Here is a 16,826-nt window from a genome sequence, read left to right on the forward strand (position 1 = left end):
CTTCGATCGGCCCAAGGATAAACTCAGCGCAGACCCGAGTACGACGGCAGGGCGCGGGGAACCTTCTCCCCTGGCGGGAGAAGGTGGATCGGCGAAGCCGAGACGGATGAGGGGGCGCTGTGAGCTCTCCGACTAATCGAACACGACGCTAACCGGACAGGGCACGGCGCCCCCTCATCCGGCGCTGCGCGCCACCTTCTCCCGCGAGGGGAAAAGGGAAAAAGGGCGTCATTCTCGGGTGGATCGCAGCGAAGCCCGAGCATGAGGCACCTGCCTCTACGCCGCCTCGGACGAGCTCGCGGCCGCCGCCCCGACCAGGCGCCTCGCCTCGGCCGCGCTCATCGGCTGTCCGAAGATGTAGCCTTGCGCATATTGGCAGCCGAGCTGGTAGAGCTCGATCGCGTCGGACTCGCTCTCCGCGCCCTCCGCGACGACGTCCATGTGCAGGTCCGCGGCGAGCTGGACGATCGAGCGCAGGATCACCGGCGGCTTGCCGTTGCCCATCTGGCGCACGAAACTCTGGTCGACCTTGATCGTGTCGAAGGGGAAGCGCTGCAGATAGGACAGCGACGAGTAGCCCGTGCCGAAATCGTCCAGCGACAGCCCGGCGCCGAGATCGCGGATGCGGCTGAGCATCTGGGCCGCATATTCCGGGTTCTCCATCACCAGGCTCTCGGTGATTTCGAGCTTGAGGGTGCCGGGCAGCACGCGCCGGCGGCCGAGCACGGTTTTGACGTCGTGCAACAGGTCGTGGCGCAGCAATTGCCGGCTGGAGACGTTGACGCTGGCGAAGATCGGCGGGTCGACTTCGAGCGCCGCCTGCCAGGCTTCCAGCTCGCGCGCGGTGCGGTCCATGACATAGACGCCGAGATCGACGATCAGCCCGGTTTCCTCGGCGATGGCGAGGAAGTCCTGCGGCATCAGCCGCCCCTCGCGCGGATGGTCCCAGCGCACCAGCGCCTCGAAACCGGCGATGGTGCGGTCTTCCAGCCGGACGATCGGCTGGTACATCACCTGGATCTCGCCGCGCTCGATGGCGCGGCGCAGATCGCTTTCGAGCGCCAGCCGATCGTTGCGGTCGGTCCGCATCGCCGGCACGAAGACCTCGATCTTGTTGCCGCCCTGGCGCTTTGCATGGGCCATGGCGAGCTCGGCGTTCTTCAGCGCATCGTCCTTGCGCGCGGCGGGCGCGGGGTCGAACAGGGCGAGCCCGATCGAGGGCGTCAGGAAGATCTCCCGCTCCGCGAAGGTCACCGGCGTCGAGACGGCGCGGCGCACCAGTTCGGCCAGCGCCAGGATGCGTTCGGGGTCGCGCTCCGAGACCAGGATCATCGCAAAGGTGTCGCCGCCGATGCGGGCGAGCGTGTCCTGCGCCCTGAGCAGCCGCCCGAGCCGGCGCGCCAGCGTCAGCAGGATCGAATCGCCGGCGGAGAAGCCGACGGATTCGTTGACCTGCTTGAACCGGTCGATATCGATCACGATCACGGTGGGGCGGATGTTCTCGTCGGCGCGGCAGAAGCCGAAGATCGCGCCCAGCCGGTCCTGGAAGAGCTTGCGATTGGGCAGGCCGGTGAGGTTGTCGTGGACCGCGTCGTGCAGCAGCCGCTCCTGCGCGGTGCGCTGCTCGGTGACATCAGACAGCGTGCCGATGACGCGGATGACCTCGCCGTCGGAGCCGATGACCGGCCGCGCCTTGAGGTTGAACCAGTGATAGGCGCCATTGGCCGAGCGCAGGCGGGAATCGAGGTTGAGCTTGCCGCGGCGCTGCTCCAGCACCGCGTCGAGCGTCACGCGGTAACGGTCGCGATCGGCGACATGCATGTGTTCGAGCCAGCGCGCGGCCGAGCCTTCGAGCGAGCCGCGCGGCAGTCCGAGCAGTGCCTCGATCTGCGGGGAGACGAAGATCTTGTCGGCGGTGACGTCCCAGTCGAAGACGAGGTCGCCGGCGCCCGAGAGCGCGAGCGCCCGCCGCTCCGTGTCCGAAACCAGGCCTTGCGAGACCGCGCCGCCCGCAAAAGCATGCTGGATCACGGTGAAGCCGATCAGCAGCACGATCAGCACCAGGCCGCCCAACAAGGCAGGCGCGACCAAATCGCGTTGAAATTGCCCGGTTACGGTGAAGCCGGCGGCGGTGACCCAGACCGCGAGCAGGAACCAGGTCGGGATCAGCATCACGGCGCGCTCATAGCCATGCGTCGCCAGATGCAGGATCAGGACGAAGCCGACCGCCGCGACCGCCGCGATCGAGATCCGCGCGATGCCTGACGCCATCGGCGCGTCGAATACGGCAAGCCCGAAGAGCCCGGCGAGGCCGAGGATCCAGACGATGGTGACGTGGCTGTAGCGCACATGCCAGCGCGCGAGATTGAGATAGGCGAAGAGGAAGACGAGCAGCGTCGCCGCCAGCACCACCTCCGCGCCGGCGCGATAGATCCGTTCGATCGCGGGAGTCAGCGGAAAGATGCGCTGGAAGAAGCCGAAATCGAGCCCGGCATAAGCGAGTACGGCCCAGGCCAGCGCAGCAGCGGCGGGAAAGATCACCGCGCCCTTGACCACGAAGATGATGGTCAGGAACAGCGCCAGCAGGCCGGCGATGCCGATGATGATGCCCTTGTAGAGCGTCAGCCCGTTGGTCTTCTGGCGATAGGCCTCCTGCTCGTAGAGATAGAGCTGCGGCAGGTTCGGCGATTTCAGCTCGGCGACGAAGGTCACCGTCGTGCCGGGGTCGAGCGTGATCAGGAAGACGTCCGCATCCGGGCTCGCCTCGCGGTCGGGGGAGAGGCCCTGGCTCGCGGTCACGGCCTCGATGCGCCGGTCGCCGAGATCGGGCCAGACCACCCCCGAACCGATCAGCCTGTGGAAGGGCGCGACCAGAAGCCGGTCGATCTGCTCGTCGGAATCATTGGTCAGCGCGAAGACGATCCAGTCCGGCCTGGCGCCGGATTCGCGCGCCCTGACCGCGATGCGGCGCACGATGCCGTCGGGTCCCGGCGCGGTCGAGATCTGGATGACGTCGCCGTCCGACTTGTTGCGCTCCACCACATTGGTCAGGTCGATCACCGGGGTGTCGACGGGGACGCGCACGGCTTCCACGGCAAGCGCCGGGCTCGCCGTCTCGACGGCGAACCAGAGCGCGAGGCCGGCAAGCGCGAGGCCAATCCGGAGAAGTCGATCAGGAATGGACAAGCGCGGCTCGGAGCTGGGGCGGGAAGCGATCATTCGAATTCCAGAGCATTGCGCGAAAAAGTGGGTACCGGTTTTTCGCATGAGCAATGCTCTGAACTTTTAGAACCGATCACGTCGCATTCGGACGGAATCGTCCGAATGCGACGTGATCTAGTAACCAGTCGTATCGGCGGCTCATGGCGAGGGCAAGGCGAGGGATTGGCCAGCCCACCGTCACTTTTCCATCGGCAGATGATCGCTGGACAGGGCAGCATAGAGCAGATGATCGGCCCAGGAGCCGTTGATGCGCAGATAGGCCCGCGCCATGCCCTCGCTTTGAAAGCCGACCCGTTCCAGCAGGCGCTTCGACGGTTCGTTGTTGGGCAGGCAGGCGGCCTCGACGCGGTGCAGTGCGAGATCCTGGAAGGCGAAGCGCAAGGCGCCGCGCACGGCCTCGGTCATGTAGCCCTTGCCGGCATGGCGCTGGCCCATCCAGTAGCCGAGCGTGCAGGCCTGGGCGACGCCGCGCCTGACGAGGCCGAGCGTCAGCCCGCCGAGCAGGATTTCCGAGCGCGTGTCGAAGATGAAGAGTGAATAGGCCTCGTCGGTCGCGATCTCGCGGGCGGCGCGCTTGACCCGCAGGCGGAAGGAGGTGCGCGTCAGATCGTCCTCGTTCCAGACCGGTTCCCATGGCGTCAGGAATTCGCGGCTTTCCATGCGCAGCACGGCCCAGGCGGCGTAGTCGGTTGCGACCGGCGCGCGCAGCGCGAGATTTTGCGTGCGGATCAGCGGGCGCGTCGGGGGATCCGTCGCGAAGCGGAAGAGCGCCATCGCGGTTCAGTCCGGGATGCGGGCTGCGTGGAGCAGGCGCTTGGCCGGCGGCAGGCCCTGCAGCGGTCCGACCGCCGCGATCGTCGGCTGGTGGCCGAGCAGCGAGCGCCCGGCGGCGCGGACGTCTTCCAGGGTCACCGCATCGAGCCGCGCGGCAAGCTCTTCGCGCGGGATGGCGCGGCCGAAGAGCAGGACCTGGCGCGCCATCTGCTCCAGCTTGCCGCCGGGGCTTTCGAGCGAGGCCAGAAGCCCGACCTTCATCTGCGCCCGAGCGCGCGCGACCTCGATCTCGCTGACATCCTCGGCCGCCTGGCGCAGGCAGGCGAGCGCGACATCGATCAATTCGCCGACATCCTCGGGCGCGGTGCCGGCGCTGATGCCGAACACGCCGCAATCCGAGAAGGGCCAGTGGAAGGCGTCGACCGCATAGGCGAGGCCGCGCTGCTCGCGGACCTGCTGGAACAGCCGCGACGACAGCCCACCCCCGAGCACCGACGAGAAGATCTGCAGCGGGTAATGCGCGCCATTGCTGAAGGGCTGGCCGGGAAAGCCGAGAACGAGATGGACCTGCTCTTCGTCGCTCTTGATTCGGGCCTCGCCGCCGCGGTAGTGGCCCGCCTCGCGCGGCGCGGCGGTGGCGGGGCCCGGGAGCAGGGTGGAGAGATGCTTTTCCGCCAGGGCGACGAGTTCGGCATGGTCGACGGCGCCCGACGCGGCCAGCACCATATTGCCGGCATGGTAGTGCCGCGCCAGATAGGCGCGGATCGCATCGGGCGTGAAACCCTTGACCGTCTTGGCGGTGCCCAGGATCGGCCGGCCGAGCGGCTGGTCGGGAAAGGCCGCCTGCAGGAAGCGATCATAGACGAGGTCGTCGGGCGTATCCTGGACGGCGCTGATCTCCTGCAGGATCACGCCCTTCTCGCGCTTGAGCTCTTCGGCGGTCAGCGCCGGCGCGGTCAGGATATCGGAGAGGATGTCGACGGCGAGCGGCAGGTCGGAGCCGAGCACGCGGGCGGTGTAGCAGGTGTATTCGACCGATGTCGCGGCGTTGAGATCGCCACCGACGCTCTCGATCTCCTCGGCGATCTCGAGCGCGTTGCGCCGTGCCGTACCCTTGAAGGCCATGTGCTCGAGCAGATGGGCGAGGCCGTGCTCATGGGGCAGCTCGTCGCGCGAACCGGCGCCGATCCAGATGCCGAGCGAGACGGTCACGGCATGGTCCATATGCTGCGAGACGATGCGCAGGCCCGACGGCAGCGTCGTCAGCCCGACATCGGGGTCATGCGCGCCATGGCCGTTGCCGGTCGGGGCCGCGATCTCGGCTGTCTCGGCCGGGCCGGTCGCGCTCATGCCGCCGCTCCCCTGACCGCGCGCGCATTCTGCCGCACGAAATCCTCGATGCGCGCGAGATCGTTCGGCAGCAAGGTGAAGCGCTCCTGGCGCTCCATCAAATCGGCGAGATGGGCCGGCAAAGCAGGCGAGACGCCGCTCGCTGCCTTCACCGCCACGGGGAATTTCGCGGGATGGGCCGTGCCGAGCACGATCATCGGCGTGGCCGGATCGGCTTCGAGGCCGCGCCGCGCCGCGCCTACGCCCACTGCCGTATGCGGATCGAGCAGATAGCCCGCCTCGCGCCAGCTCCGGTCGATCTCGGCGGCGGTCTGCGCCTCGTCGACCGCGGTGGCATCGAACTCATTGCGGATTTTCGCCAAGGGCCCGGCGGCGATCTCGAAACGGCCGGATTGCTGCAGCGATTGCATCAAACGGCGCACGGCAGCGCCGTCGCGGTCATGCGCCTCGAATAGCAGACGCTCGAAGTTCGACGAGATCTGGATGTCCATCGAGGGCGAGGTCGTCGCGGCGACGCCGCGCATCTCGTAGACGCCGCTCGCCAGCGTCCGTGCCAGGATGTCGTTGCTGTTGGTGCCGATCAGCAATCGCTCGATCGGCAGCCCCATGCGCTTGGCGACGAAGCCGGCGAGCACATCGCCGAAATTGCCGGTCGGCACGGCGAAGGAGACTTTTCGCGCCGGTCCGCCAAGCGCCACCGCTGAGGTGAAGTAGTACACGCTCTGCGCCGCGACCCGGGCCCAGTTGATCGAGTTGACGCCCGACAGGCCGATCTCGTCGCGGAAGGCGTGATGGTTGAACATCGCCTTCAGCAGGTTCTGGCAATCGTCGAAGGTGCCGTCGACCGCGATGGCGTGGACATTGGGCGCATCGACCGTGGTCATCTGCCGGCGCTGCACATCCGAAACCCGCCCCTGCGGGTAGAGGATGAAGACATCGACGCGGGCAAGGCCCTTGAAGGCGTCGATCGCCGCCCCGCCGGTGTCGCCCGAGGTTGCGCCGACGATGGTGGCGCGCTCGCCGCGCAAGGCCAGGACATGGTCCATCAATCGCCCGAGCAATTGCATCGCCACGTCCTTGAAGGCGAGCGTCGGGCCGTGGAAGAGTTCGAGCACGAAGAGATTGTCGGCGAGCTGCGTCAGCGGACAGACGGCCGGATGCCGGAAGCCGGCATAGGCCGCCGCGATCATCTCGCCCAGCGCCTTGGTCTCGATGTCGCCATCGGTCAGCGCGCCGAGCACGCGTTCGGCGACTTGCGTATAGGATTTTCCGGCAAAGCCCGCGATCTCGCTCTGCGGCAGGACAGGCCAGGATTTCGGTACGTAAAGCCCGCCATCGCGGGCAAGCCCGGCGAGAAGAGCGTCGGAAAAGGAGAGCGCGGGCGCTTCCCCGCGAGTGGACTCATGCAGCACGGTGTTTGGTCTCGGTGATCCCAGTTGTTGCTATAGGCTGCTCTGCCGGTTTCGGCAAAACCGGATCCGCATCCAAAATCTGATGTGCATGCAAAACCGGCTGCGCGTCAGGGCGCTGCGTCGCCGGCCTTGTGCGCCTGCGGGATTTTGCGCGCCTGCAGGACGAAGGCCGCGAACACCCCCAGCAGCGTCAGCGCCAGCCCGAACCAGGTCAGCGCATATTGCAGGTGGTTGTCGGGAATCCGGGCGATCAGCTCCTTGGGGTCGACCCCGGCGGGCGGGATCAGGCCGTCACCCTGGCGCTCCGCTTCGAGATAGAAGGACGGGCCGCCGCTCAAGCCCAGCGAGGCTGCGATGGCGGCGGGATCGCGCGTATAGAACTCGCGCTGGGCGGGCAGGTCGCTGGGCGTGAAGGCGTTGCGTGCCTCGGCCGCGCGCAGGAAGCCGGTGACGGTCGCCGGGCCCGCTGCGGGCTTGATCTCGCCGAGCCTGTTCTCGGGCACGAAGCCGCGATTGATCAGGATCGTGCCGCCACCCGCCAGCCGGAAGCCCTGGAAGACCCAGCGGCCGAAGCCGGAGAGTTGGCGCGTGCCCGGTCCGCCCGAGGCGATCGTGGTGCGCACGCTGGCGAAGGGGCCGTCGATGAAGGCTCCGCTTGCCGCGACGCGCGTCAGGTCGAGCTTAGCGGGGTCGAGCGTGGCCCAGTTGGAGGCAGCAGGCATGACGGCGGGGGCGCCGGCGGCCTGCGCCTCCAGCCGTGCGATGAAGTCGTGCTTCTCGGTCATGCGTTCGAGCTGCCAGGCTCCAAGCGTGCAGAGCACCAGCGTGCCGATGACCGTCAGGATAGCCGGAGCGAGCAAGCTGGGGCGGCGCCGGGCGGGGAGGGCCTCGCCGCTCATTTCTCCAGCCTGCCTTGTTCCGCCTTGTTGACATATTGCAGGGCGACCGCAAGCCCCTTCATCGGCCGCAGCAGCGCCAGGCAGACGATCACGGCGAGCGGCAGCCAGATCACCATATGCAGCCAGATCGGCGGCTCGTAGGCGATCTCGACATAGAGCGCCGCGCCCAGCACGGCGAAGCCCGCGATCAGCATGATGAAGACGGCCGGCCCGTCGGCCGAATCGGCGAAGGCGAAGTCGAGCCCGCAGGCGGCGCAGCGCGGGCGCACCTTGAGAAAGCCGTCGAACAATTTGCCCTCGCCGCAGCGCGGGCAGCGGCCGGCGAGGCCCGTCGAGTAGGGCGAGGGCAGACTATGGTGTTCGTCGGCCATGGCGGCCTCCATGAAGCGTGATGCCGGAGCATGATGATTTGCACGGAAACACGCCGTCATCCTGGGCGACCGCAGGTCGTCCCGGGATCCATCATAGAGTGCGGCGGAGCCCTATGATGGATCCCGGAGCTGCGCCGCTTCGCGGCTTGTCCAGGATGACGGCTCATGTCTGAGCGGCGTCATCATGCTCCAAAAAGCGCAAAGGCGGCCGTGAGGCCGCCTTTGCCGTTGCGATATCGCGTTGCCTCAGTGCGCCGCGGCAGCGACCGAACCGGCGCCCCAGACATAGATCGAGGCGAACAGGAACAGCCAGACCACGTCGACGAAATGCCAGTACCAGGCGGCGAATTCGAAGCCGAGATGCTGCTCGGGTTTGAAATGGCCGAGATAGGCCCGGTAGAGGCAGATGGCGAGGAAGATCGTGCCGATGATCACATGCGCGCCGTGGAAGCCGGTCGCCATGAAGAAGGTCGCGCCATAGACGTTGCCGCTGAAGGCGAAGGCCGCGTGCGAATACTCATAGGCCTGGCAGAGCGTGAACAGGATGCCCAGGATCACGGTGAGCCAGAGGCCCTGCTTCAGGCCCCTGCGGTCGCCCTCGATCAAGGCGTGATGCGCCCAGGTCACGGTGGTGCCGGAGGTCAGCAGGATCAGCGTGTTGAGCAGCGGCAGGTGCCAGGGGTCGAAGGTCTGGATGCCCTTGGGCGGCCAGACGCCGCCGGTGAACTCCTGGCGGGTGAAGTTGATCGCCTCGTAGCTGAACAGGCTGGCGTCGAAATAGGCCCAGAACCAGGCGACGAAGAACATCACCTCGGAGGCGATGAACATGATCATGCCGTAGCGGTGATGCATCTGCACCACCCTGGTGTGGTGGCCTTCCTTCTCGGCCTCGCGGACCACGTCCATCCACCAGGCGAGCATGGTGTAGAGCACGCCGAGCAGGCCGATGCCGAAGATCAAGGGGCCGAGCTTCATGCCGCCCAGCAGCATGGCCTTCATCCACATCACGGCGCCGATCGCCATCACCGTCGCGCTGGTCGCGCCGACGAGCGGCCACGGGCTCGGGTCGACGAGATGGTAGTCGTGGTTCTTGGTATGGGCCCCGGCCATGTATCAGTCTCCGCGTCCGACTTTATCTGCGCAGCGCTTCGGCTTCGCTCGTATTAGGTTCGACTAGTTACAGGTTTGAATCGACTAGTTACAGGTTTGATTTGGCCGCGTCACCCTTGCCCTCGGCGACGGGCTGGCCCGCCTTCGACTGGAAATAGGTGTAGGACAAGGTCATCGAATTGACGCCGTCGAGGTCGCGATTTCCGGCGATCTCCGGGTCGATGTAGAACACCACCGGCGCCTCCAGGCTCTCGCCCGGCTGCAGCGTATGCTCGGTGAAGCAGAAGCACTGGATCTTGACGAAATAGGCCGCGCCCTTCTCGGGCGCGATGTTGAAGGTCGCGATCCCGGTCGAGGTCCGGCTGGAACGGTTGGTGATCTTGTAGAACACCGTCTGCGTCTGGCCGACGCGCAAGCTGATCTCGGGGCTCTCGGGCGTGAAGGTCCAGCCCAGCCCGGGCGCGACATTGGCGTCGAAGCGCACGGCCATGGTCCGGTCGAGGATCACGCCGGCGCCGGCCGTGCCGACCATCGGCGTGCCGCCGAAGCCCGTCGCCTTGCAGAACATGTCGTAGAGCGGCACCGAGGCGAAGGCCAAGCCGGTCATGCCCATGGCGACGCCGGCGCAGATCAGCGCGGTGCGCCGCAGGTTCGCGGGCTGTCCGCGAGGCGCGGGGGCGGGCGCCATTACAGCGGCCTGTTCATGATCGCGGGGCCGGTCTTCACCAGCGTCACCACGAAGAAGAACACGACGAGGCCGGCGAGCACCAGAGCCAGCGCCACCGAGCGGCGCTTGCGGCGCGCCAGATCCTCTGGCGTGAAAGCCGGCGCTTTCGGGCGCTTGGGAGCCTCGCTCATCCGATCACCTTGGGCAGGGCCCACATCAAGCCGAGGCTGTTCTCGGCGAGGAGCACGGCAAACAGCAGGAAGAGATAGAGGATCGAGAAGGCAAACAACGCATAGCAGGCCTTGCTGGCGGCCTCGCCCTGCGTCGTGCGCAGCACGCGCACCGCAAGGCCGATCATGGCCAGGCCCGTGATCACGGAGACGACGAGATAGACCAGCCCACCGAAGCCCATCAGCGCGGGCAGCACGGCGACGGGCGCCATCACCAGCGAATAGGCCATGATCTGGCGGCGCGTCGCGGCGGCGCCGGCGACATTGGGCAGCATCGGGATGCCGGCGCGGGCATAGTCCTCGGACTTCACCAAAGCGAGCGCCCAGAAATGCGGCGGCGTCCACAGGAAGATGATCGCGAACAGCACCAGCGAGTGCATGCCGAAATCGCCGGTCACCACCGCCTCGCCGATCATCGGAGGGAAGGCGCCGGCCGCGCCGCCGATGACGATGTTCTGCGGCGTCCAGCGCTTCAGCCACATCGAATAGATCACGGCATAGAAGAAGATCGTGAAGGCGAGCATGCCGGCCGCCAGCAGGTTGGCGACGAGGCCGAGCACGAGCACGGAGCCGACCGAAAGCGTCAGGCCGAAGGCCAGCGCCTCCGAGGGCAGGATGCGGCCGGCTGGAATCGGGCGCTTGGCGGTGCGCGTCATCAGCTTGTCGATGTCGGCGTCGTACCACATGTTGAGGCAGCCTGAGGCGCCGGCTCCGACGGCGATCGCCAGCAGGGCGGCGAGGCCGAGCACCGGATGCACGGAGCCCGGCGCCGTCGCCATGCCGCCGAGCGCGGTGACCACGACGAGCAGCATCACGCGCGGCTTCAACAGCTCGAAGAAGTCGCGCGCCTCTCCCGTGGAGGTCAGCGCGCCGCCTTCGGTGCGAGGATCGATCCTGTCGAACACAGCGGCCATCGGATTCAGGTCAATTCACTTGTTGCGGCGCCCCTGGAGGGCGCGATGGGCTTTTGGCGGAAGCGAGCCTTGGCGAAAGAAGCTTGTCCGCCCGTCTCCGGAACGCCTCGGCAGGCGCTCGGGAGAGGGGCGGCGGCGGGCCGATGGGGCCGCCGCCTGTTGGATCAGTGGTCCGAGCCGGTGATGCGCGGCAGGGTCTCGAACTGGTGGAAGGGCGGCGGCGAGGGCAGCGTCCATTCCAGGGTGGTGGCGCCTTCGCCCCAGGGATTGTCCCCGGCGAGGACCTTCTTCGAGAAGGCGTTGTAGACGCCGTAGAAGAAGATCAGCAGGCCGGCGGCGAAGATGTAGGAGCCGATCGACGAGATGAGGTGCCAGTGCCAGAAGGCGTCGGGATAGTCGGCATAGTGACGCGGCATGCCGGCCAGACCGAGGAAGTGCTGCGGGAAGAATAGCACGTTGGCGCCGATGAAGGCGACGTAGAAGTGCAGCCGGCCGATCCAGTCCGGGATGACATAGCCGCTCATCTTCGGGAACCAGTAGTAGAAGCCCGCGAAGATGCCGAACACGGCGCCCAGCGACAGCACGTAGTGGAAATGCGCCACGACGTAATAGGTCGCGTGCAGCGAGCGGTCGACGCCGGCGTTCGCCAGCACGACGCCGGTGACGCCGCCGACGGTGAACAGGAAGATGAAGCCGTTCGCCCACAGCATCGGCGCGGTGAAGCGGATCGAACCGCCCCACATCGTCGCGATCCAGGAGAAGATCTTCACGCCGGTCGGCACTGCGATGACCATCGTCGCGAAGACGAAATAGCGCTGCGTGTTGAGCGAGAGGCCGGCGGTGTACATGTGGTGCGCCCACACGATGAAGCCGACGACGCCGATCGCGACCATGGCGTAGGCCATGCCGAGATAGCCGAAGATCGGCTTCTTCGAGAAGGTCGAGATGATGTGGCTGACGATGCCGAAGGCCGGCAGGATCATGATGTAGACTTCGGGGTGGCCGAAGAACCAGAACAGGTGCTGGTAGAGGATCGGGTCGCCGCCGCCGGCCGGGTCATAGAAGGTCGTGCCGAAATTGCGGTCGGTCAGCAGCATGGTGATGGCGCCGGCGAGCACCGGCAGCGCCAGCAGCAGCAGGAAGGCGGTGACCAGCACCGACCAGGCGAAGAGCGGCATCTTGTGCAGCGTCATGCCCGGAGCGCGCATGTTCAGGATGGTGGTGATGAAGTTGATCGCGCCCAGGATCGAGGCCGCGCCGGCGAGGTGGAGCGCCAGGATGCCGAAATCGACGGAGGGGCCGGGATGGCCGGCCGAGGAGAAGGGCGGATAGATCGTCCAGCCGGTGCCGACGCCATGGGCGCCGGGAGCACCTTCCACGAACATCGAGATGATCAGCAGCACGAAGCCGGCGACCGTCAGCCAGAACGAGATGTTGTTCATGCGCGGGAAGGCCATGTCCGGCGCGCCGATCATCAAGGGCACGAACCAGTTGCCGAAGCCGCCGATGACGGCGGGCATGACCATGAAGAAGATCATGATCAGGCCGTGGCCGGTGACGAAGACGTTGTAGCTCTGGCCGTTGGCGAAGATCTGGAGGCCCGGCTGCTGCAGCTCGATGCGCATCATGATCGACAGGAAGCCGCCGACGAGGCCCGCCATGATCGAGAAGCACAGATAGAGCGTGCCGATGTCCTTGTGGTTGGTGGACAACAGCCAGCGGCGCCACCCGGTCGGGTGGTGCTCGTGGCCGGCATCGTCATGTCCGTGGCCATGGGCGTCGTGAGCCGCAGTTGCCATGGGGTGGTCTCCTTATGCGAATCGGGTTCGCTACAGTCGGTCGGTCAAGAGCGGCGCCGGTCTTGAAGCCCGCGCCGCAGGTTTGCGTTGTCTTTTACTCGCCGGCCTTGGCGACCTTGCCGGCCGCATCGCCCACATTGGCGGCCTGCTTCTTCTTTTCGGCGAGCCAGGCAGCATAGCGCTCCTGGCTAACGACGCGAACCGCGATCGGCATGTAGGAGTGGTTCTGCCCGCAGATGAACGAGCACTGGCCGTAATAGATGCCCTCGCGGTCGGCCTTGAACCAGGTCTCGTTCAGGCGGCCGGGGATGGCGTCGATCTTGATGCCGAAGGACGGCACCGTGAACTTGTGGATCACGCCGGCACCGGTGACCTGCACCCGTACGACCTTGCCGACCGGGACGAAGGCCTCGTTGTCGACGGCGAGCAGGCGCGGGGCTTCTGCCGCAGCGATCTTTCCGCTCGCAATCACCTCGGCGCGTTGTTTCTCGTCGAGCATCAACGAATCGAAGGTTATCGGTTCACCGCTTTCCTGGGGGTATTCGTAGGTCCAGTACCAGGCCGCTTGACCAGTAACTTTCAAAGTCAGGTCTGCCTGCGGAATCTCCAGCTGCAGCTTGAGCAGGCGGAAGGAGGGGATCGCGATGACGACCAGGATCAGGACCGGAATCACCGTCCAGGCGACTTCGAGCAGCGCGTGATGCGTCGTCTTCGAGGGAACCGGGTTCGCCTTCTCGTTGAAGCGCCAGGCGACATAGACCAGCAGCCCCAGCACGAAGACCGAGATGATGAAGATGATGACGTTCAGCCAGTTGTGGAACCAGTGAATGTATTCCGAGACCTCGGTCGCTGGCCCCTGCAGGTTCATCTGCCAGTCGCTGGGCATTCCGGTGCCGGCCAGGGCGGCGTCGGGGAGGAGCGCCGTCGCGCCGGCCGCTAGGGCCATGGCGGCCACGGTTGCAAGGGTCCTGCTTGCAAGGGTCCTGCTCAGAAATCGCATCGGTCCGACCTAGCTCCTCATCATGCCCGCTTCGGATCGCCCTGATCGAAAGGCGTCCGTGCGACAAGGTGACGACCCAGCGGCCCACCCTGCACTTCGGCATTGCGATAAATCAAAGATCACGCTTGCGCCAGTGGGGCAATGCGGGCCCTCCACGCATGCCGTGCGGCATAATCGCGCGAGGTCGCATGCCGCGGCGGGCCCGGCTTTGGGCTCTCGCCTTGACAGGACAGGGCCTGCATGGTCCCAACACGGGCATGATTTGGCGAGGGCGGCGCGCGCCGGGGCGCTGACCGGCTTTTCGCCTGAATTCGGCTGCTTTATTCGTCACGCCCGGCGGCGTGCGCCGATTTGGAGGTTAGGCAGGGATGGGCAAGATGATCGGACGCGTCCTCGCGACCGTGCTGGCCGCCTGCAGCGTCAGCGGCGCTGCGCTGGCGCAGGGCGCGGTCAAGTCGACGCATGGCGACTGGCAGATGCGCTGCGAGGTGCCGCCTGGCGCCAAGGCCGAGCAATGCGCGCTCGTGCAGAATGTCGCGGCCGAGGATCGGCCGAACCTGACGCTGCTCGTCATCGTGCTCAAGACGGCGGATCAGAAGAGCCGGCTGTTGCGCGTGGTCGCGCCGCTCGGTGTGCTCTTGCCCTCGGGGTTGGGCTTGAAGATCGACGACAAGGATATCGGCCGGGCCGGCTTCGTGCGCTGCCTGACCACCGGCTGCGTCGCCGAGGTGGTGATGGACGACGCGCTGCTCGGCCAGCTCAAGACCGGCAAAAGCGCCACATTCATCGTGTTCCAGACACCGGAGGAGGGCGTGGGCATCCCCGTCTCGCTTTCCGGATTCGGCCCCGGCGTGGAGACCTTGCCGTGATTGACGCGACATTCAGCCGGCCGCACTGGCTGATCCTTCCTGTCTTGTGTGTCGGCCTCGCCGGCTGCGGCTCGTCGGGCTCCTCCTCGGGAGAACCGAGTGCGTTCCAGAAATTCAGCAATGTCGTGATGTTCCAGTCTACGACCGTGCCGCCGGCTCCGCCGAGGACACAGGGCGAGGTCCAGAAGGAGCGCCAGGACGAGGAAGAGTCGCTGGTCTGCCCGGAGGTGATCATTGCCGATGGCGGCGCCGCGATGCGCGCCCAGTCGGGCCCTGACAGCGGCAGCTTGCGCCATCAAATTTCGATTCTGAATGTTGCGCGCGAATGCACGGCGACGGGCAATGGCGGCTATAATCTCAAGGTTGGCGTCGAGGGCCGGGTGCTGCTCGGCCCGGCCGGTGCACCGGGCAGCTATTTCGCGACCCTGGTGACCACGGTGACACGCGGCACGACCTCGGTGGCGCGCCGCTCGGCCCGCGTCGGCGGCACGATCGCCAGCGGTCAGGGCGGTACCGATTTCTCCTATGTCGAGCAGGGCATCGTGGTTCCGCCCGGCCGTGGCGATGTCGAGATCACCGTCGACCTCTCGCCCGCGGGCGCCGCGACGGCCGCCCACAGGCGGCGTAGGTAAGCGTTTTCGAGCGAAGCGGTTACCGGTTTGTGTGAGAAAACGGCGCTAGCATTGCGTGGAAAATCGCGGCGCCTGCCGCGAAACAAGGCAGTCGCCCGATTGACTCAAGGGCTGCCTCCAGTATGTCTGCCTTCAGCCGCACATCCCCGCGGGAGAGACCGGGTTCGGACTTGTCCGGATTCGGCGCCGAAGGCGCAACCGCCCCGGAAACGCTCAGGCAAAAAGGACCGCTGGGGAGTTGGCGCTCTGGAAAGTGGCGGAAGCGATTCCGCCCACCGACGGGTGTAACCTGTCCGGCTGACGACGCCGGTACGGGGAAATCTCTCAGGTTCCGAGACAGAGGGGGCGCGCTCCGGACAGTTCCGTCCGGGGCTTGCGCTTGACTCTGGAAGGGGCCCTCCATGGCTGCCGAAGCCGATACCGCGATTGCTCATGCATCGCCCGAGACCCCATCGCTCAAGACTGCGCTCCATTCCCGCCATGTCGCGCTCGGCGCCCGCATGGTGCCTTTCGCCGGCTACGACATGCCGGTGCAGTACCCCAGCGGCATCCTGACCGAGCATAACTGGACGCGTGAGAAGGCCGGGCTCTTCGACGTCTCACATATGGGCCAGGCCTTCCTGGTCGGTCCCGATCACGAGACCACGGCGCGCACGCTGGAAGCCCTGATTCCCGCCGACATCCTCAATCTCGCCCCAGGCAAGCAGCGTTATTCGCAGCTCCTGAACGAGGAGGGCGGTATCCTCGACGATCTGATGGTGACGCGCTCGCTCGACCTCGATGAGGACGGCGCGCTCTATCTCGTCGTCAACGCCGCCTGCAAGACCGAGGACTACGCCCATATCGAGGCGCGGCTGCCGGCCAATGTGAAGCTGATCCGGGCCGAGCATCGCGGCCTGATCGCGATCCAGGGACCAGCCGCCGCCGAGGCGCTGGCCGTGCTCGCGCCCGAGGCCGCCGAGATGGGCTTCATGACCTCGCGCAGCATGAAGGTCGCCGGCATCAAGGCCAATCTCAGCCGCTCCGGCTATACCGGCGAGGATGGCTACGAGATCTCGGTTGCCGCGAACAAGATCGGCGAGATCTGGGACACGCTGCTGCTCGACGCTCGCGTCAAGCCGATCGGGCTCGGCGCGCGTGATTCGCTGAGGCTGGAGGCGGGCCTGTGCCTCTACGGTCATGACATCGACACCACGACCTCGCCGGTCGAGGGCGCGCTGACCTGGTCGGTCCAGAAACGCCGGCGCGAGGAGGGCGGCTTTCCCGGCGCTGCCCGCATCCAGCGCGAATTCGCTGAGGGGCCCGCGCGCGTCCGCGTCGGCCTGCTGCCAGAAGGCCGCGCTCCGGCTCGCGAGGGCGCCGAGATCGCCACGCCCGAGGGCGAGATCGTCGGCAAGGTGACCTCTGGCGGCTTTGGCCCGAGCCTGAACGCGCCCTGCGCCATGGGCTACGTCGCCAAGGCGCACTCCGCTCCTGGCACGCGGCTTGATCTGATCGTGCGCGGCAAGCCGTTGCCGGCGGTCGTCGCCGCGATGCCCTTCGTGCCCAACCGCTACAAGCGCTGATCCCCATTCCCT

Annotated in this window: 15 protein-coding genes and 1 riboswitch; of the genes, 3 read left to right on the forward strand and 12 right to left on the reverse strand. The window is 66.7% G+C overall.

Annotation, left to right across the window (positions count from 1 at the left end; genetic code table 11):
* Positions 1–276: 276 nt before the first annotated feature.
* From BHK69_RS10995 to coxB, 12 genes are all read right to left on the reverse strand, one after another.
* Positions 277–3,219, reverse strand: coding sequence for an EAL domain-containing protein (locus BHK69_RS10995; protein WP_069690135.1), 2,943 nt, complete (start codon positions 3,217–3,219; stop codon positions 277–279).
* A 180-nt stretch (positions 3,220–3,399) separates the two neighbouring features.
* Positions 3,400–3,996, reverse strand: a complete 597-nt coding sequence (locus BHK69_RS11000; RefSeq protein ID WP_069690136.1) for a GNAT family N-acetyltransferase — start codon at positions 3,994–3,996, stop codon at positions 3,400–3,402.
* 6 nt (positions 3,997–4,002) lie between these two features.
* A complete protein-coding gene (locus BHK69_RS11005; protein ID WP_069690137.1) occupies positions 4,003–5,346 on the reverse strand; it encodes a M16 family metallopeptidase in 1,344 nt (447 codons plus the stop codon).
* Positions 5,343–6,758 (reverse strand): threonine synthase, encoded by a 1,416-nt coding sequence (gene thrC / locus BHK69_RS11010; RefSeq protein ID WP_069690138.1) that lies wholly within the window; start codon positions 6,756–6,758, stop codon positions 5,343–5,345. Before thrC ends, BHK69_RS11005 begins: the two co-directional genes overlap by 4 nt.
* Positions 6,759–6,865: 107 nt before the next feature.
* Complete coding sequence (locus BHK69_RS11015) at positions 6,866–7,657, reverse strand: SURF1 family protein (RefSeq protein WP_069690139.1); 792 nt, start codon at positions 7,655–7,657, stop codon at positions 6,866–6,868.
* Positions 7,654–8,028 (reverse strand): DUF983 domain-containing protein, encoded by a 375-nt coding sequence (locus BHK69_RS11020; protein ID WP_069690140.1) that lies wholly within the window; start codon positions 8,026–8,028, stop codon positions 7,654–7,656. The genes BHK69_RS11015 and BHK69_RS11020 overlap by 4 nt, the downstream gene beginning before the upstream one ends.
* A 246-nt stretch (positions 8,029–8,274) precedes the next feature.
* On the reverse strand, positions 8,275–9,138 hold the full coding sequence (locus BHK69_RS11025; RefSeq protein WP_069690141.1) for a cytochrome c oxidase subunit 3: 864 nt from the start codon (positions 9,136–9,138) through the stop codon (positions 8,275–8,277).
* An 88-nt stretch (positions 9,139–9,226) separates the two neighbouring features.
* A complete protein-coding gene (locus BHK69_RS11030) occupies positions 9,227–9,826 on the reverse strand; it encodes a cytochrome c oxidase assembly protein (protein ID WP_069690142.1) in 600 nt (199 codons plus the stop codon).
* Positions 9,826–9,996 (reverse strand): cytochrome c oxidase system small membrane protein, encoded by a 171-nt coding sequence (locus BHK69_RS32860; RefSeq protein WP_199579105.1) that lies wholly within the window; start codon positions 9,994–9,996, stop codon positions 9,826–9,828. Before BHK69_RS32860 ends, BHK69_RS11030 begins: the two co-directional genes overlap by 1 nt.
* Positions 9,993–10,949: a heme o synthase gene (locus BHK69_RS11035; RefSeq protein WP_069690143.1), complete on the reverse strand. Its 957-nt coding sequence runs from the start codon at positions 10,947–10,949 to the stop codon at positions 9,993–9,995. The genes BHK69_RS32860 and BHK69_RS11035 overlap by 4 nt, the downstream gene beginning before the upstream one ends.
* Positions 10,950–11,113: 164 nt before the next feature.
* Complete coding sequence (ctaD, locus tag BHK69_RS11040; RefSeq protein WP_069690144.1) at positions 11,114–12,748, reverse strand: cytochrome c oxidase subunit I; 1,635 nt, start codon at positions 12,746–12,748, stop codon at positions 11,114–11,116.
* 94 nt (positions 12,749–12,842) lie between these two features.
* On the reverse strand, positions 12,843–13,694 hold the full coding sequence (gene coxB, locus BHK69_RS11045; RefSeq protein ID WP_083269252.1) for a cytochrome c oxidase subunit II: 852 nt from the start codon (positions 13,692–13,694) through the stop codon (positions 12,843–12,845).
* A gap of 431 nt (positions 13,695–14,125) precedes the next feature.
* On the opposite strand from coxB, the gene BHK69_RS11050 reads away from it, so the two are divergent.
* The 3 genes from BHK69_RS11050 to gcvT all read left to right on the forward strand — a co-directional run bounded on the left by BHK69_RS11050 (position 14,126) and on the right by gcvT (position 16,814).
* A complete protein-coding gene (locus tag BHK69_RS11050) occupies positions 14,126–14,617 on the forward strand; it encodes an invasion associated locus B family protein (RefSeq protein ID WP_244548470.1) in 492 nt (163 codons plus the stop codon).
* Positions 14,614–15,249, forward strand: a complete 636-nt coding sequence (locus BHK69_RS11055; RefSeq protein WP_069690147.1) for a hypothetical protein — start codon at positions 14,614–14,616, stop codon at positions 15,247–15,249. Before BHK69_RS11050 ends, BHK69_RS11055 begins: the two co-directional genes overlap by 4 nt.
* Before the next feature lie 139 nt (positions 15,250–15,388).
* Positions 15,389–15,489, forward strand: a riboswitch (glycine riboswitch).
* Between the two features lie 161 nt (positions 15,490–15,650).
* Entirely contained in the window at positions 15,651–16,814 is a 1,164-nt protein-coding gene (gene gcvT, locus BHK69_RS11060) for a glycine cleavage system aminomethyltransferase GcvT (protein WP_069690148.1), read from the forward strand.
* The last annotated feature ends 12 nt before the right edge of the window (positions 16,815–16,826 follow it).

Origin of the sequence: Bosea vaviloviae, assembly GCF_001741865.1 — a bacterium.
GTDB classification, from domain to species: domain Bacteria; phylum Pseudomonadota; class Alphaproteobacteria; order Rhizobiales; family Beijerinckiaceae; genus Allobosea; species Allobosea vaviloviae.